This window comes from Flavobacterium franklandianum (assembly GCF_007097365.1).
Lineage (GTDB): Bacteria > Bacteroidota > Bacteroidia > Flavobacteriales > Flavobacteriaceae > Flavobacterium > Flavobacterium franklandianum.
In genome coordinates, this window is record NZ_VJZR01000002.1 from 309,351 (window position 1) to 325,539 (window position 16,189).

Below are 16,189 nucleotides of genomic sequence, written 5' to 3' on the forward strand. Positions count from 1 at the left end.
AATAGTTTAGTTTTAGATTTAAAATTGAACGTTTATATTAAATCCGATAGATCTTGCTGATGGAATTTGTCCAAACTCCTGACCTTGATTTCCATTGGTACTACTAAATCCTGTTTCTGGATCTATATGTGGAGCTTTCTTGTATAATATTGCTAAATTTCTCGCTACTATTGAAAACTTGAAATCTTGAATTGGTGTGTTTTGCAACAGTTTCTTTGGGATTGAATATCCTAAAGATAATTGTCTTAGTTTAACATAACTAGCATCAAAAATTGCACTTTCTTCAATGGTATTACCATATGCTGATTGATTAAAGGATTTAGCACTAACAACAACATTATTTGGAATGTATCCACCAGCACCATCAGACATAACACCATTACCAACTACGCCAGTTTCACGACCAATCAAGGATTCTTCTAGAGTACCAGCATACCTACCCCAAGCATAAGTCATAGAGTGAACATCTCCGCCAATTTTAGCATCAATTAATGTGCTCAAATCGAAATCTTTGTATTTGAATGTAAAATTTGCTCCACCTGTCCAATCTGGGGTAATGTTACCTAATATTTTTGTAGCAGATTCAATTTTAGGTATTCCATTTTCATAAATTACATTTCCGCTAGCATCTTTTTCAAACCCTCTTCCTACTAAGGAACCATAAGGTTGACCAGCTCTAGCCTCTAAATTAATTCCCCATTGGCCACCTAGAATGTAGGTGTCTAAAGCTCCTAAAGAAACAACTTTATTATCATTTTTGGCAAAGTTTAAATCAATATCAAAAGTAAAATCTTTACTTTTGATAGCAGTTACGCCTAATTGTAATTCAAAACCTTTGTTTTCCATTTCAGCAATGTTATCCCAAACACTAGTAAATCCTGTTGCAGAAGAAACTTGAATTGGAACTAACAAGTCAGAACTTTCCTTAGTGTAGTATGTTCCAGAAAAACGCAATCTATTATTAAAGGCATTAAAATCTACACCTACTTCTATTCCTATAACCGATTCTGGTTTTAAGTTAGGATTAAACTGAGTTGCTGGTGAAGAAGCTTGATTACCAAATCCATTGGTAGAAAGATCAAACGTTTGGTTCAAGTTATAAGCACCTAACGCGCCAGTACCCCCAACCTTAGACCAACCTCCTCTTAATTTAAGGTAATTTACTGTATATTCTTTCATATCTAAAATTTCTGACAAAACTAATGATCCAGAAATTGCAGGATAAAAGAAAGAATTGTTTGCTGTAGGTAATACACTAGCCCAATCGTTTCTTCCAGAAAAATTGATGTATACATAATCTTTGTATGAAATCTCCCCAAAACCAAAAACGGAGCCAATTCTTATTTCATTGTAATCATTTCCTGAAACCGCAGTTGTACCTGATTTTATATTTGATAAATTATAAAAGTTTGGTAATTCTAAACCAGTAATTGAACCAAAGTTTTGTGTTCTTACTCTTTTCATTTTATTTCCACCAAAATTAATGGAGAAATTAATATCATCAGTAAGCTGTTTTTTGTATCCTATAATAGCTTCAGTATTAATCTCAGAAAACCTTAAAGCATTTTCAGCATAAGTACCATCGGCAGCACTGTTTGAGCCAATTGCTTGTCTATTTGTTGTTAATTGAGAATAATGGTCTAATGAAACTTTACCAGTGGCAGAAATACTATTTGAAACTTGATATCCCATAAATGCAGCACCAGTCAACCTGTCTCTGTCATAAGTATTAGTATTGGTATCTAAAATCCAATATGGATTATTTTGAAAATTGGTATTCCAGTTTAACGGAGTTCCTTCTGCAGGTGTTCCCTCTGGTGCAAGTGGAAGATTTCTCCAATTTTTCAAGTCTGTATACTTAACATTTCTTGCGGACCAAATAAATTGTTGAGCAGCATTCTCATTATCATAACCTCCTGTTGGCAAATTATTACTTTTATCATTAAAATAATTCAATGTAACACCCCCAGTTAGTTTCTCTCCAAGTTTAACATTGCCATTTAAGCTTACATTAAATTTTTTGAAGTCTGTATTATGAAGCATTCCTCTCTCATCAGAATTACCAATTGACATTCTAAAATTAGCCTCATCTGATCCTGCAGATAAGGATATGTTATTCGATTGAGAAAGACCAGTTTCATAGAAATCTTTAACGTTATCTTTGTGTGAAATCCAAGGAAGAGGGGCGCCTCCTACTTTATAAGAATCCCATTGAACAAAAGATAATCCTTTGTCCAAAGCGGGGCCCCAACTTTCATCTACACCATCGTTATATCCTCCGCCAGCACCATCAACAAATTCAAAATAATCTGATGTTGATCCTTGGCCATAAGAATTTTGATACTTAGGCAATAGTAAAGGGTTTGTGAAAGTTGTATTTGTATTAAAAGAGACTACACTCAGCCCTTTTCCTTTTTTACCAGACTTGGTTGTAATAATAATTACACCATTACTTGCTCGAAGACCGTATAAAGCTGCTGCATTAGGTCCTTTTAAAACTGTAATGCTTTCTACATCATCTGGATTGATACTTGCTACACCGTTTGGCAAATCACGTCCACCACCGTCATCAGCATTACCATAAGATGTGTTGTCAAAAGGAATACCATCAACCACAAATAATGCTTGGTTGTTTCCTGTAATAGTAGAGTTTCCTCTCAATACAATTCTTGATGAAGCACCTACTGCACCAGAACTATTTGTAACTTGAACCCCAGCGATTTTACCGCTTAAAGCATTTACCAAGTTAGTTTCTCGTGCTTCAGTTAGGCTTGAGCCTTTAACACTTTGAGCAGCATAACCAATAGCTTTCTCTGATTTTTTTATCCCAAAAGCTGTTACTACAACGCCTTCAAGTTCAAATGCATCACTTGCCATTTTGACATTGATTGACGACGAACTGGCTGAAACTTCTTGAGTCTTCATCCCAATAAAGCTAAATATCAAGACTTGGCTTGATGTTGCTTTGATAGAAAATTTTCCATCAAAATCTGTTTGTGTTCCAGATTTAGTTCCTTTAACTAATACACTCACGCCTGGTAACGGCATGCTTGTATTATCAGAAACAACTCCTGAAACAACTCTGTCTTGCGCAAAAGTGACTTGCGCTACAAGTACTAATAGTAGTACTAAGAATCCATTGAACTTTAGTTTCATTTTTAAATATTTTGAATTAGTTGGACAAAAATCTTAATAATTTGTTAACTTTCCTAACATTTACATTGATTTTTTATGCTTGCATACGAATTTTAACATTTTAACAGATAAACGGTCTTTTGTTATATTAAATGTTTTTTTACAACTTAAAATTTAATATTGTAATTTATATTAATAATCGTGTTTGAAAACAGGAACTTTTCGCTTTTGTTTCTGCCATTTGATAAATTTAATTTAAGATTTCCGTTTTTTGTTCGCAAACCTATTCCGAGTCCAATACCAATTAGGTTAGTTTCGTAATTAGAGGAATTGTCTTTATAGTATCCATAATCTAAAATAGTATGGAGATACAATTCGGGAGAAATAATATATCGGTATTCACTAATTATAGCTGTCATGAAATTTGCTTGTAAACTATTTTCAGCAAAGCCACGTATTGATTTTGTTCCGCCAAAACGGTATAGTTCGTTAATTATATAGGTTTCGCTGTTTAAGAAATAATTTTGATAATTTATGTTAATACAATTTTTCGGGTTCAAATATAAATTATGCATTGCGTTTATGTTAATATAAGTTTGGCTGCTTTTGCTAGCAGTTTCTGCTAAGGCTGTTGTTTCTCTATTTCCAAGTCCCATTACAATTGAAATAGTTGTTTTATTAGGAAAGGTTGAATTGTTGTAATCTAGTCTGGAGTATTCTAGATTTGCAGTAAAAAACGAATTGGTGTAATCGCTAATGGTGTTGTTGGTGTTTTGAATGTCGCTAGATTCTGTCGCTTGATAACCCAAATAGATTCTGGTTTTATAATCTATAAAATATCCCAAATCGATATTTGTTTTGGTGTTTTGAAAAATACTATCTTGTTTAAAAATGTGAATTTGCGCTTTTAATCCAATTGGAGTTTTAAAAATATATGGCAAATCGATACTCGCTTTAAAAGTTTTTTGATTGTTCCCGTCACTTTTCCAATAGAGCGAAAACTGCTCTCCGGCCTTGATTGTGTTTTCTAAAATTAAATCCAGATAGCCGTTGAAGGTTAATTTATCGTTATCATTGTTGGCAAAGCCGATAAATCCATCAAAAATGTTGGATTTCCTTTTTTCTAGATACACATATACGTTGGTGGAGTCTTTTGTAAATAAAATTTCTGGAGTTTTAATTTGACTCACAAATCCAATTTTCCCAAAATCATCTTGAATTTTTCTAACCACATCTTGATTGAAAGTACTGTTGTGGTATTTTCGATTCAGTTGTTTTAAGTGTCCTTTGGGGAAACTATTTTTTTTATTGTTTTCGCTGAATTTCACTACAATTGCATTTAATTGTCTTTGTTGTCCAGATTCAAATTGTAATTCTGCGTATAAAGAATTATTTTTCCTTTTGATGTTGGCCAATTTTAGTTTTGCAAAGGCATATCCATTTTGCTCTAATTTTTGTAAAATGCTATTCAAAAAAGATTCTGTTTCGCTGTAAGGAAGAATCAAAGTATCTTTTTTTTTGTCAAATGAAACTAAGTCGATTATTTCGCGATTTCTACCTATATATATATATATAAATTTTATCTTTTCGCCTAAACTAAATTTTGCAACAAAAATTGAATCATTTTTCCTTGTGTTTTCAAGCAATTGGTTTTCTAGGTAACCATTTTTAGATAGTCTTTCGGACATGGAAGTAACCTCGTCATTAATGGCTTTCGTATTAGTATGAATTGAATTGTATTTTATAGAATCAATAATTTTATTTTCAGAGGGAGAGTTTCCAGTTATTTGTAATTGAAAATTTTGGGAAAAACAATTCGTCCCAAAGGTAAAAAACAGTATAATGAAAGTTAAGAGTTTCAAATTTGTCAAATGTTTTAATAAATGTAACGCAAATATCTATTGTTTGTGATAAAAATCATAATGTTAAATTGTCTAATTGAAATAGTTCTAAAAGTATTGTTTTATTTCGCATTAAGAATGTTTGTTAGTGTTTCTGTATTTCATTAATAAACAAATATTTACTTCTTGTAAAATTTAATTAATTATGGTTTGTTTAGAAAAAAATAATTACTACATTTGCAACCCCGTAAAAAGCGGGAAGTTTAATATATTAGAAATTTTTAGTATTAATTATGCCAACAATTCAACAATTAGTAAGAACAGGAAGAACTCAGATAACTAAGAAGAGTAAATCGGTTGCTTTAGATTCTTGTCCTCAAAGAAGAGGGGTTTGTACGCGTGTTTACACTACTACACCAAAAAAACCAAACTCTGCAATGCGTAAAGTAGCGCGTGTACGTTTGACAAATGGTAATGAGGTAAATGCCTATATCCCTGGAGAAGGACACAATCTACAAGAGCACTCGATAGTATTAGTTAGGGGTGGAAGGGTAAAAGATTTACCAGGAGTTAGATATCACATCGTTCGTGGTGCGCTTGATACATCAGGTGTAGCGGGAAGAACGCAAAGAAGATCTAAGTATGGTGCTAAACGCCCAAAAGAAGCAAAAAAGTAATTTGAAACGTTAGAGGTTAGGTGTTGTTTGTTAGGTGCTCGCATCATAACTCATAACTCATAACTGATAACTTTCTAAAACAAAAAGACATGAGAAAAAGAGCGGCAAAGAAAAGACCACTTTTACCAGATCCAAGGTTTAACGACCAATTGGTAACACGTTTTGTAAACAACTTAATGTGGGACGGTAAGAAATCAACAGCCTTTAAAGTATTTTATGATGCAATTGACATCATCGAAACAAAAAAGCAAGATGCAGAAAAACCATCACTAGAAATCTGGAAAGATGCTTTAACCAATGTTATGCCTCACGTAGAAGTACGTAGTCGTAGAGTAGGTGGAGCTACATTCCAAATTCCAATGCAAATTAGACCAGATAGAAAAATTTCTATGGCTATGAAATGGTTAATTCTTTATTCAAGAAGAAGAAACGAAAAATCAATGGCTCAGAGATTGGCTTCAGAATGTTTAGCTGCGGCTAAAGAAGAAGGAGCAGCTGTTAAGAAAAGAATGGATACTCACAAAATGGCAGAAGCTAACAAAGCTTTCTCTCACTTTAGATTTTAATTCTTAAGAAAAATGGCTAGAGACTTAAAATATACAAGAAATATAGGAATTGCTGCTCACATTGATGCTGGTAAAACAACAACAACGGAGCGTATTTTATTCTATACAGGAAAATCACACAAAATTGGTGAAGTGCATGATGGTGCTGCAACAATGGACTGGATGGCGCAAGAGCAAGAAAGAGGTATCACAATTACTTCTGCAGCTACAACTTGTGAATGGAATTTTCCAACTACACAAGGTAAATTATTACCTGAAACATTACCTTATCACTTTAATATTATTGATACCCCAGGACACGTTGATTTTACTGTTGAAGTAAATCGTTCTTTACGTGTGCTTGATGGATTAGTTTTCTTGTTTAGTGCTGTTGATGGTGTTGAGCCACAGTCAGAAACGAACTGGAGACTAGCAGATCAGTACCACGTACCGCGTATTGGTTTTGTTAATAAAATGGACAGACAAGGATCTAACTTTTTGATGGTTTGTCAACAGGTAAGAGATATGTTGAAATCAAATGCAGTTGCTATTACTTTGCCAATTGGTGAAGAAAATGATTTCAAAGGAGTTGTTGATTTGGTTAAAAATCAAGCAATTGTTTGGCATGAAGAAGGTTTAGGGGCTACTTACGATATTGTGCCTATTCCAGAAGATATGCTTGAAGAAGTGAAAGAATACAGATCGATTCTTATTGAGGCAGTAGCCGATTATGATGAGAAACTGCTTGAAAAATTCATGGAAGATGAAAACTCTATTACAGAGGAGGAAATCAACATTGCATTAAGAGCAGCTGTTATGGATATGGCTATCATTCCTATGATTGCTGGTTCTTCGTTCAAAAATAAAGGAGTTCAATTCATGTTAGATGCTGTATGTAAATATTTGCCATCACCAATGGATAAAGCAGGTATAGAAGGAATTCATCCTGATGATGCTGAACTTTTAGAAGAAGATCAAACTAAAATTTTACGTAAGCCAGATGTAAAAGAGCCTTTCGCTGCTTTAGCATTTAAGATTGCTACTGACCCATTCGTAGGTCGTTTGGCTTTCTTTCGTGCTTATTCAGGAAGACTTGATGCAGGTTCTTACGTTTTGAATACTCGTTCTGGTAATAAAGAAAGAATTTCTCGTATCTACCAAATGCACGCTAATAAACAAAACCCAATCGATTATATCGAAGCAGGTGACATTGGGGCGGCAGTTGGATTTAAAGATATTAAAACTGGAGATACATTGTGTGATGAAAAACACCCAATTATTCTTGAGTCTATGAAATTCCCTGCGCCAGTAATTGGTATTGCAATTGAACCTAAAACAAAAGCTGACGTAGATAAAATGGGTATGGCTTTGGCTAAATTAGCCGAAGAAGATCCAACATTTACAGTTAGAACTGATGAAGCTTCAGGGCAAACAATTATCTCAGGAATGGGAGAGTTACACTTGGATATCCTTGTAGATAGAATGCGTCGTGAATTTAAAGTTGAAGTAAATCAAGGTGAACCTCAAGTTGAATACAAAGAAGCATTTACTAAAAAAGCACAACACAGAGAAACTTACAAAAAACAATCAGGTGGTCGTGGTAAATTCGGTGATATCGTATTTATTCTTGAGCCAGCAGATGAAGTTGACGGTAAGCAGGTAGCTGGATTGCAATTTGTAAATGCAGTAAAAGGTGGTAACGTCCCTAAAGAATATATTCCATCTGTAGAAAAAGGTTTCCGTGAAGCTATGAAGCAAGGTCCTTTAGCAGGATACCAAGTAGATAGTTTGAAAGTTACTTTATTGGATGGATCTTTTCACCCTGTCGATTCAGATGCACTATCTTTTGAGTTAGCTGCAAGAATGGGTTACAGAGAAGTGGCAAAAGCTGCTGGTGCAATTGTTCTTGAGCCAATTATGAAAATGGAAGTGATAACACCTGAAGAAAACATGGGAGATATCGTAGGTGATATTAACCGTCGTAGAGGTCAAGTGAATGACATGGGTGACAGAGCTGGTGCAAAAACCATCAAAGCAGATGTGCCATTATCAGAAATGTTCGGTTATGTTACAACATTAAGAACGCTTTCATCTGGTAGAGCAACATCTACAATGGAATTTTCACACTACGCAGAAACACCTTCCAATATTTCGGAAGCAGTTATCAAAAAAGCAAAAGGAAACGCTTAATCTTTAAGAAAATGAGTCAAAAAATCAGAATAAAATTAAAATCTTACGATTATATGTTGGTAGATAAGTCTGCCGAGAAAATTGTAAAAACAGTAAAAAGTACTGGAGCAGTAGTAACAGGACCAATTCCGTTGCCAACTCACAAAAAACTTTTTACGGTGCTACGTTCTCCACACGTTAACAAAAAAGCGAGAGAGCAATTTGAAGTAATGTCATACAAGAGATTGATCGACATTTATTCCTCTTCATCAAAAACAATTGATGCCTTGATGAAACTTGAGTTGCCTAGCGGAGTTGAAGTAGAGATCAAAGTTTAAATAGCTTACTAGTAAGAAAAGGACGCTGTTTTTGAGTGATAAATATTTTTTTGGTTTGTGTGTAAATAATGTTTACTTTTGCACCACTAAAAAAATAGGGCTCGCTTAAAAGCTGCGTTCTATATTTATATTTAATAATTAATAATTAATATTTATGTCTGGGTTAATCGGAAGAAAAATTGGCATGACAAGCATCTTTGACGAGAACGGGAAAAACATTCCTTGTACTGTTATTGAAGCTGGACCATGTGTAGTTACCCAAGTCAGAACCAAAGGTGTTGACGGGTATGAAGCGTTGCAACTTGGTTTCGATGACAAAAACGAGAAACATTCCACAAAAGCGGCCGTTGGTCACTTTGCGAAAGCAGGAACTGTAGCTAAGAAAAAAGTCGTTGAATTCCAAGATTTTGCAACAGAACAAAAATTAGGTGACGTTATAGACGTTTCAATTTTTGAAGAAGGAGAATTTGTAGATGTACAGGGTGTATCTAAAGGTAAAGGTTTTCAAGGGGTTGTTAAACGTCACGGTTTTGGTGGTGTTGGACAAGCAACTCACGGTCAACACAACCGTTTAAGAGCGCCAGGTTCTGTAGGAGCTTCTTCTTATCCATCTAGAGTATTCAAAGGAATGCGTATGGCTGGAAGAATGGGAGGAGACAATGTAAAAGTTCAAAACCTTAGAGTTTTAAAAGTAGTGGCTGATAAGAACCTACTTGTTATTAAAGGATGTATTCCTGGATGTAACAACTCTTATGTAATCATTCAGAAGTAATGGAAGCAAAAGTATTAGATTTCAACGGAAAAGATACTGGAAGAAAAGTGCAACTTTCTGATTCAGTATTCGGTATAGAACCAAACAATCACGCAGTATATCTTGATGTAAAGCAATATCTTGCTAACCAACGTCAAGGAACGCACAAAGCTAAAGAAAGAGCTGAAGTAGCGGGAAGTACTCGTAAAATTAAAAAACAAAAAGGAACTGGAACTGCTCGTGCGGGTAGTGCAAAGAATCCATTGTTTAAAGGTGGTGGAACAGTTTTCGGACCAAGACCAAGAAGTTATTCATTTAAATTGAATAAAAGCTTGAAAAGATTGGCAAGAAAATCTGCTTTCTCAATTAAAGCAAAAGAATCGAACATTATCGTTCTTGAAGACTTCAATTTTGAAACGCCAAACACTAAAAATTTCATCAACGTTTTGAAAGCTTTAGAGTTGGATAATAAAAAATCTTTATTTGTGTTGGGCGATTCGAATAAAAATGTATATTTGTCGTCACGCAATTTAAAGGCGTCTAAGGTGATAACTAGTTCAGAATTAAGTACTTACGACATTCTTAACACAAATAGTTTAGTGCTTTTAGAAGGTTCTTTAGAGTTAATTGAAGAAAATTTAAGCAAATAATAGGATATGAGCATCATAATTAAACCTATAGTAACAGAAAAAGTAACCAAAGAAAGTGAAGTTTTAAACCGCTTCGGATTCGTTGTTGACAAAAAAGCAAACAAAGTACAAATTAAGAAAGCTGTTGAAGCTGCTTATGGAGTAACTATTTTGAGTGTTAACACGATGAACGTAAGACCGGATAGAACTACAAAATACACTAAAAGTGGTCTTATCAGTGGAAAGACAAATGCAATCAAAAAAGCAATTGTACAAGTACAAGAAGGAGAAACAATTGATTTTTACAACAATATCTAAGATAGAAAAATGTCAGTAAGAAAATTAAAACCTATTACCCCAGGTCAGCGATTTAGAGTTGTGAATGGTTATGACGCCATTACAACTGATAAGCCGGAACGCTCTTTGATAGCGCCGATAAAAAACTCTGGAGGTAGAAATAGTCAAGGAAAGATGACCATGCGTTATACGGGTGGTGGTCACAAGCAGAGATATCGTATCATTGATTTCAAACGTACAAAAGAAGGAATTCCAGCTACAGTGAAATCAATAGAATATGATCCAAATCGTACTGCGTTTATCGCATTATTAGCATATGCTGATGGTGAGAAAACATATATTATTGCTCAAAACGGATTGAAAGTAGGTCAGAAATTAGTTTCTGGTCCGGAATCTCAACCTGAAATAGGTAATACTTTACCATTAAGCAGAATTCCTTTAGGAACTGTAATATCTTGTATCGAATTGAGACCAGGACAAGGAGCTGTAATCGCTCGTTCTGCTGGGACATTCGCGCAATTAATGGCAAGAGACGGAAAATATGCAACAATTAAAATGCCTTCTGGTGAAACAAGATTAATCTTGTTGACTTGTTCGGCTACAATTGGAGCGGTTTCTAATTCAGACCACCAATTAGTTGTATCTGGTAAAGCAGGTAGAACAAGATGGTTAGGAAGAAGACCTAGAACAAGACCAGTAGCAATGAACCCTGTCGATCACCCAATGGGTGGTGGTGAAGGACGTTCTTCTGGAGGACATCCAAGATCTAGAAACGGTATACCTGCTAAAGGTTATAGAACACGTTCTAAGAAAAACCCGAGTAACAAGTATATTGTAGAACGTAGAAAGAAATAATAAGATATGGCACGTTCATTAAAAAAAGGACCTTTCGTTCATTATAAGTTAGAAAAGAAAGTTGAAGAAAACATTGCCGCTGGTAGTAAAGGAGTAGTAAAGACTTGGTCTAGAGCTTCTACGATTACTCCAGACTTTGTTGGACAAACAATCGCAGTTCATAACGGTCGTCAATTTGTACCAGTTTACGTAACAGAAAACATGGTAGGTCACAAATTAGGAGAGTTTTCACCAACTCGATCTTTTAGAGGTCATGCTGGAGCAAAAAATAAAGGTAAAAAATAAGAAGCAATGGGAGTTCGTAAAAGAGAAACAGCAGATGCAAGAAAAGAGGCTAACAAGTCATTGGCTTTTGCAAAATTGAATAACTGCCCTACTTCACCTAGAAAAATGCGCTTAGTAGCAGATCTAGTAAGAGGTCAGAAGGTAGAAAGAGCACTAAATATTTTAAGATTTAGTTCTAAAGAAGCTTCAAGAAAATTAGAAAAATTGGTTTTATCTGTTATAGCCAACTGGCAAGCAAAAAATCCTGACGCTAATATGGAAGAAGCAGGCTTATTCGTAAAAACTATCACTGTAGATGGTGGAATGATGTTGAAAAGACTTCGTCCAGCTCCACAAGGAAGAGCACACAGAATTAGAAAACGTTCAAACCACGTAACAATCGTGTTAGGATCAATTAATAATAACACACAAGCAATTTAATAAAGATGGGACAAAAGACAAATCCAATTGGAAATAGACTTGGTATCATCAGAGGATGGGACTCTAACTGGTATGGTGGAAATGACTACGGTGATAAACTTGCCGAAGATTTCAAAATCAGAAAGTACATCCATGCTCGTTTATCAAAAGCTAGTGTATCAAAAGTAATCATCGAGAGAACTTTGAAACTTGTAACCGTTACTATCACTACTGCTAGACCTGGTATCATTATCGGAAAAGGTGGCCAAGAGGTAGACAAGTTGAAAGAAGAACTTAAGAAAGTTACTGACAAAGAGGTTCAAATCAACATCTTTGAAATCAAAAGACCTGAACTTGACGCGTATCTAGTTGCTACAAGCATCTGTCGTCAAATCGAAAGCCGTATTTCTTATAGACGTGCGATCAAAATGGCTATTGCTGCTACAATGCGTATGAATGCAGAAGGCATCAAAGTTTTGATTTCTGGTCGTTTGAATGGTGCTGAGATGGCACGTTCAGAAGGTTTCAAAGAAGGTAGAATTCCTCTATCAACTTTCAGAGCCGACATCGATTATGCTCTTGCTGAAGCTCACACTACTTATGGTAGAATGGGTATCAAAGTATGGATCATGAAAGGTGAAGTTTATGGAAAGAGAGATCTTTCTCCGCTTGCAGGAATGGATAAAAAACAATCCGGAACTGGTGGTGGTAAAGGTGGCGATTCTCCGAGAGGAGACAGAAAGCCTTTTAATAAAGGTGGAAAACCAGACGCTCGTAAGAGAAAGTAAATTTTTAAATTAAAGAAAAATGTTACAGCCTAAAAGAACAAAATACCGCAAGGTACAAAAGGGTAAAATGAAAGGAAACTCTCAAAGAGGGCACGAACTTTCTAATGGAATGTTTGGTATTAAATCTGTTCATGAAGATGGAATGTTCTTAACCTCACGTCAAATCGAAGCTGCGCGTATCGCTGCAACTCGTTTTATGAAAAGAGAAGGACAATTATGGATCAAAATATTTCCAGACAAACCTATCACAAAGAAACCTCTTGAGGTACGTATGGGTAAAGGTAAAGGTGCAGTCGAATATTGGGCGGCCGTTGTTAGACCCGGAAGAATTATGTTTGAAGTTGGAGGAGTACCTTTGTCAGTTGCAAAAGAGGCATTACGTCTTGCAGCGCAAAAACTTCCTTGTAAAACAAAATTCGTCGTTGCTAGAGATTTCGAAGCATAATTAATTATATATTATGAAACAATCAGAAATAAAAGATCTTTCTGCAGCAGAGTTGCAAGAAAAATTGAACCAAACTAAGAAAGCATATGCTGACTTAAAAATGGCTCACGCTATATCTCCAATTGAGAATCCGCTTCAAATTAGAAGCGTTAGAAGAACAGTTGCAAGATTAGCTACAGAACTTACTAAAAGAGAATTACAATAATTCTAAAGATGGAAGAAAAAAGAAATTTAAGAAAAGAAAGAGTTGGGGTTGTTACTTCAGACAAAATGGATAAATCCATTGTTGTTGCACAAGTAACAAAAGTAAAACACCCACTATACGGTAAGTTCGTGTTGAAAACTAAAAAGTTTCATGCACACGACGAAAATAACGACTGTAACATTGGAGATACTGTAAGAATTAGCGAAACGCGTCCTTTAAGTAAAACCAAATGTTGGAGGTTAGTTGAAATCATTGAAAGAGCTAAATAATTATGGTACAACAAGAATCAAGACTAAAAGTAGCAGATAATACGGGAGCAAAAGAAGTTTTAACTATCCGTGTTTTAGGAGGTACCAAAAGAAGGTATGCCTCTGTTGGTGACAAGATTGTAGTTTCTATCAAAGATGCTGCTCCAAACGGAAACGTAAAAAAAGGAGCTGTTTCAACTGCAGTTGTTGTACGTACCAAAAAAGAAGTGAGAAGAGCCGATGGTTCTTATATCCGTTTCGATGACAATGCATGTGTCCTTTTGAACGCTGCAGGAGAAATGAGAGGAACTCGTGTTTTTGGTCCAGTAGCAAGAGAACTTCGTGAAAAACAATTCATGAAAATTGTATCATTAGCACCAGAAGTGCTTTAATTATTTTAAGATGATAAAGCTAAAAATAAAATCAGGAGACATCGTAAGAGTAATTGCTGGAGACCATAAAGGTGCTGAAGGTAAAGTGCTACGTGTTTACCGTGAGAAAAATAAAGCAATTGTTGAAGGTGTAAACATGGTTTCAAAACACACGAAACCAAGTGCAAAAAGCCCTCAAGGTGGTATTGTAAAAAAGGAAGCTTCTATACAAATTTCTAACATATCTCTAATTGATCCTAAAACTAAGGAAACAACTAGAGTTGGTATTAGAGTTGAAGGAGATAAGAAAGTGAGATTTTCAAAAAAATCTAATCAAGTACTATAGTAATGGCATATATACCTAGACTAAAAGAAGAGTATAAGAACAGAGTAATATCTGCTCTTAAAGAGGAATTCGGATACACAAACGTAATGCAAGTTCCAAAATTGGAAAAAATCGTTTTGAGTAAAGGAGTTGGTGCAGCTGTATCTGACAAAAAACTAATCGACTATGCAGTTGATGAGTTAACAAAGATCACTGGGCAGAAAGCAGTATCTACAATTTCAAAGAAAGACGTTGCGTCATTCAAATTGAGAAAAGGGATGCCTATTGGAGCAAAAGTTACTTTGCGTGGAGAAAGAATGTATGAGTTTTTAGATAGACTTGTTACTTCTGCTTTGCCACGTGTTAGAGATTTCGGTGGAATTAAAGCCACTGGTTTTGACGGAAGAGGAAACTACAATCTTGGTGTTTTAGAACAAATCATTTTCCCTGAAATTGATATTGATAAAGTAAATAAAATATCTGGAATGGACATTACTTTTGTAACTTCTGCAGCTACTGACAAAGAAGCAAAATCGTTATTGGCTGAATTAGGTTTACCTTTTAAAAAGAATTAAGACATGGCTAAAGAATCAATGAAAGCCCGCGAGGTGAAGAGAGAAAAAACGGTAGCGAAGTATGCTGAGAAAAGAAAAGCTTTGAAAGAAGCTGGAGATTCTGTAGGTTTGCAAAAATTACCAAAAAATGCTTCACCAGTACGTTTGCACAATCGTTGCAAATTGACAGGTAGACCAAGAGGATATATTCGTCAATTTGGTATTTCACGTGTAACATTTCGTGAAATGGCAAACAACGGATTAATTCCAGGAGTTAAGAAAGCTTCTTGGTAATCAAACATTTATAAATTGGTTTCAGGTTCAATAGAATAGTTCTGTCGAAAACCGTTACCGCAAATCAATACAATATGTATACAGATCCTATTGCAGATTATTTGACGAGAGTTAGAAACGCTGTGGCTGCAAACCACAAAGTTGTCGAAATTCCAGCATCTAATCTAAAAAAAGAAATAACTAAGATCTTATTTGATCAAGGATATATCTTAAGTTACAAATTTGAAGACAACTCTGTTCAGGGTTCAATCAAAATCGCTTTGAAGTATGATAAAGATACTAAAGAGTCAGTAATTAAAGATATCCAAAGAATTAGTAAACCAGGTTTACGTAAGTATTCAGGTTCTTCAAACATCCCAAGAATCCTTAACGGATTAGGAATTGCAATTGTTTCAACTTCAAAAGGTCTTATGACTGGAAAAAAAGCAAAACAATTGAATGTAGGTGGTGAAGTAATTTGTTACGTATACTAATTAAAAGACTTATAAGAGATGTCAAGAATAGGTAAAAATCCCGTTGTAGTCCCTGCCGGAGTAACTGTTGAAGTTGCAAATGGTATCATTACAGTAAAAGGAAAAAATGGTCAACTTACACAGGAATACTCAGATGTAACTGTAACAGTTGAAGGAGATCAAGTTCAAGTGGACAGATCATCTGATCACAAAGACCAAAGAGCAAAACACGGTTTGTACAGATCTTTAATCAATAACATGATTATAGGTGTAACAGAAGGTTTTACAAAATCTTTGGAATTAGTTGGTGTAGGTTATAGAGCTTCAAATCAAGGTCAAAAATTAGATTTAGCTCTTGGATTTTCTCACAATATTGTTTTAGAAATAGCTCCAGAAGTAACTTTGGAAACTATATCTGAAAAAGGTAAAAACCCAATTGTGAAGTTAACATCATTTGACAAACAACTTTTAGGTCAGGTTGCTGCGAAAATCAGAGGTTTCCGCAAACCAGAGCCGTACAAAGGAAAAGGCGTTAAATTTGTAGGTGAAGTATTAAGAAGAAAAGCAGGTAAATCAGCGTAAAAAA

22 protein-coding genes are annotated in these 16,189 nt (G+C 35.0%); 20 read left to right on the forward strand and 2 right to left on the reverse strand.

All coding sequences use genetic code 11. The annotated features are described in order from the left end of the window. Positions 1-18: 18 nt before the first annotated feature. Positions 19-3,156, reverse strand: coding sequence for a SusC/RagA family TonB-linked outer membrane protein (locus tag FNW17_RS03900; RefSeq protein ID WP_144070921.1), 3,138 nt, complete (start codon positions 3,154-3,156; stop codon positions 19-21). A gap of 146 nt (positions 3,157-3,302) precedes the next feature. Then, complete coding sequence (locus FNW17_RS03905) at positions 3,303-4,997, reverse strand: ShlB/FhaC/HecB family hemolysin secretion/activation protein (RefSeq protein ID WP_144070922.1); 1,695 nt, start codon at positions 4,995-4,997, stop codon at positions 3,303-3,305. A gap of 272 nt (positions 4,998-5,269) precedes the next feature. On the opposite strand from FNW17_RS03905, the gene rpsL reads away from it, so the two are divergent. From rpsL to rplF, 20 genes are all read left to right on the forward strand, one after another. After that, positions 5,270-5,653 carry a 30S ribosomal protein S12 gene (gene rpsL / locus FNW17_RS03910; RefSeq protein WP_007136570.1) on the forward strand — a complete coding sequence of 128 codons (384 nt, stop codon included), beginning with the start codon at positions 5,270-5,272 and terminating at the stop codon, positions 5,651-5,653. 89 nt (positions 5,654-5,742) lie between these two features. Then, positions 5,743-6,219, forward strand: a complete 477-nt coding sequence (gene rpsG / locus FNW17_RS03915) for a 30S ribosomal protein S7 (RefSeq protein WP_143391055.1) — start codon at positions 5,743-5,745, stop codon at positions 6,217-6,219. 12 nt (positions 6,220-6,231) lie between these two features. Next, positions 6,232-8,388 carry an elongation factor G gene (gene fusA / locus FNW17_RS03920; RefSeq protein ID WP_143391054.1) on the forward strand — a complete coding sequence of 719 codons (2,157 nt, stop codon included), beginning with the start codon at positions 6,232-6,234 and terminating at the stop codon, positions 8,386-8,388. 11 nt (positions 8,389-8,399) lie between these two features. Continuing rightward, a complete protein-coding gene (gene rpsJ, locus FNW17_RS03925; RefSeq protein WP_040473603.1) occupies positions 8,400-8,705 on the forward strand; it encodes a 30S ribosomal protein S10 in 306 nt (101 codons plus the stop codon). Between the two features lie 154 nt (positions 8,706-8,859). Then, positions 8,860-9,477, forward strand: a complete 618-nt coding sequence (gene rplC / locus FNW17_RS03930) for a 50S ribosomal protein L3 (protein WP_143391053.1) — start codon at positions 8,860-8,862, stop codon at positions 9,475-9,477. After that, on the forward strand, positions 9,477-10,106 hold the full coding sequence (gene rplD / locus FNW17_RS03935; protein WP_143391052.1) for a 50S ribosomal protein L4: 630 nt from the start codon (positions 9,477-9,479) through the stop codon (positions 10,104-10,106). The genes rplC and rplD overlap by 1 nt, the downstream gene beginning before the upstream one ends. 6 nt (positions 10,107-10,112) lie before the next feature. Then, positions 10,113-10,403 (forward strand): 50S ribosomal protein L23, encoded by a 291-nt coding sequence (gene rplW / locus FNW17_RS03940; RefSeq protein WP_035668124.1) that lies wholly within the window; start codon positions 10,113-10,115, stop codon positions 10,401-10,403. A gap of 9 nt (positions 10,404-10,412) precedes the next feature. Next, complete coding sequence (gene rplB, locus FNW17_RS03945) at positions 10,413-11,237, forward strand: 50S ribosomal protein L2 (protein WP_143391051.1); 825 nt, start codon at positions 10,413-10,415, stop codon at positions 11,235-11,237. Positions 11,238-11,243: 6 nt separating this feature from the next. Continuing rightward, the gene (rpsS, locus tag FNW17_RS03950; RefSeq protein WP_143391050.1) at positions 11,244-11,522 is read left to right on the forward strand and encodes a 30S ribosomal protein S19; all 279 of its coding nucleotides are present in this window, start codon (positions 11,244-11,246) and stop codon (positions 11,520-11,522) included. 6 nt (positions 11,523-11,528) lie between these two features. Continuing rightward, positions 11,529-11,942, forward strand: a complete 414-nt coding sequence (rplV, locus tag FNW17_RS03955) for a 50S ribosomal protein L22 (RefSeq protein ID WP_143391049.1) — start codon at positions 11,529-11,531, stop codon at positions 11,940-11,942. Between the two features lie 5 nt (positions 11,943-11,947). Then, on the forward strand, positions 11,948-12,709 hold the full coding sequence (rpsC, locus tag FNW17_RS03960) for a 30S ribosomal protein S3 (RefSeq protein ID WP_143391048.1): 762 nt from the start codon (positions 11,948-11,950) through the stop codon (positions 12,707-12,709). A 19-nt stretch (positions 12,710-12,728) separates the two neighbouring features. Then, on the forward strand, positions 12,729-13,154 hold the full coding sequence (rplP, locus tag FNW17_RS03965) for a 50S ribosomal protein L16 (RefSeq protein ID WP_073370564.1): 426 nt from the start codon (positions 12,729-12,731) through the stop codon (positions 13,152-13,154). A 13-nt stretch (positions 13,155-13,167) separates the two neighbouring features. Then, positions 13,168-13,359 (forward strand): 50S ribosomal protein L29, encoded by a 192-nt coding sequence (gene rpmC, locus FNW17_RS03970; protein WP_073370563.1) that lies wholly within the window; start codon positions 13,168-13,170, stop codon positions 13,357-13,359. An 8-nt stretch (positions 13,360-13,367) separates the two neighbouring features. Then, positions 13,368-13,628, forward strand: coding sequence for a 30S ribosomal protein S17 (gene rpsQ, locus FNW17_RS03975; RefSeq protein WP_143391046.1), 261 nt, complete (start codon positions 13,368-13,370; stop codon positions 13,626-13,628). Between the two features lie 2 nt (positions 13,629-13,630). Then, positions 13,631-13,999: a 50S ribosomal protein L14 gene (gene rplN, locus FNW17_RS03980; protein WP_100843387.1), complete on the forward strand. Its 369-nt coding sequence runs from the start codon at positions 13,631-13,633 to the stop codon at positions 13,997-13,999. A 10-nt stretch (positions 14,000-14,009) separates the two neighbouring features. Then, positions 14,010-14,324, forward strand: coding sequence for a 50S ribosomal protein L24 (gene rplX, locus FNW17_RS03985; protein WP_035668111.1), 315 nt, complete (start codon positions 14,010-14,012; stop codon positions 14,322-14,324). 2 nt (positions 14,325-14,326) lie between these two features. Beyond that, entirely contained in the window at positions 14,327-14,878 is a 552-nt protein-coding gene (gene rplE, locus FNW17_RS03990; RefSeq protein WP_143391045.1) for a 50S ribosomal protein L5, read from the forward strand. Between the two features lie 3 nt (positions 14,879-14,881). Then, entirely contained in the window at positions 14,882-15,151 is a 270-nt protein-coding gene (rpsN, locus tag FNW17_RS03995) for a 30S ribosomal protein S14 (RefSeq protein ID WP_073370557.1), read from the forward strand. 74 nt (positions 15,152-15,225) lie between these two features. Further along, positions 15,226-15,624, forward strand: coding sequence for a 30S ribosomal protein S8 (rpsH, locus tag FNW17_RS04000; RefSeq protein WP_143391044.1), 399 nt, complete (start codon positions 15,226-15,228; stop codon positions 15,622-15,624). 18 nt (positions 15,625-15,642) lie between these two features. Beyond that, the gene (gene rplF, locus FNW17_RS04005; RefSeq protein ID WP_143391043.1) at positions 15,643-16,185 is read left to right on the forward strand and encodes a 50S ribosomal protein L6; all 543 of its coding nucleotides are present in this window, start codon (positions 15,643-15,645) and stop codon (positions 16,183-16,185) included. The last annotated feature ends 4 nt before the right edge of the window (positions 16,186-16,189 follow it).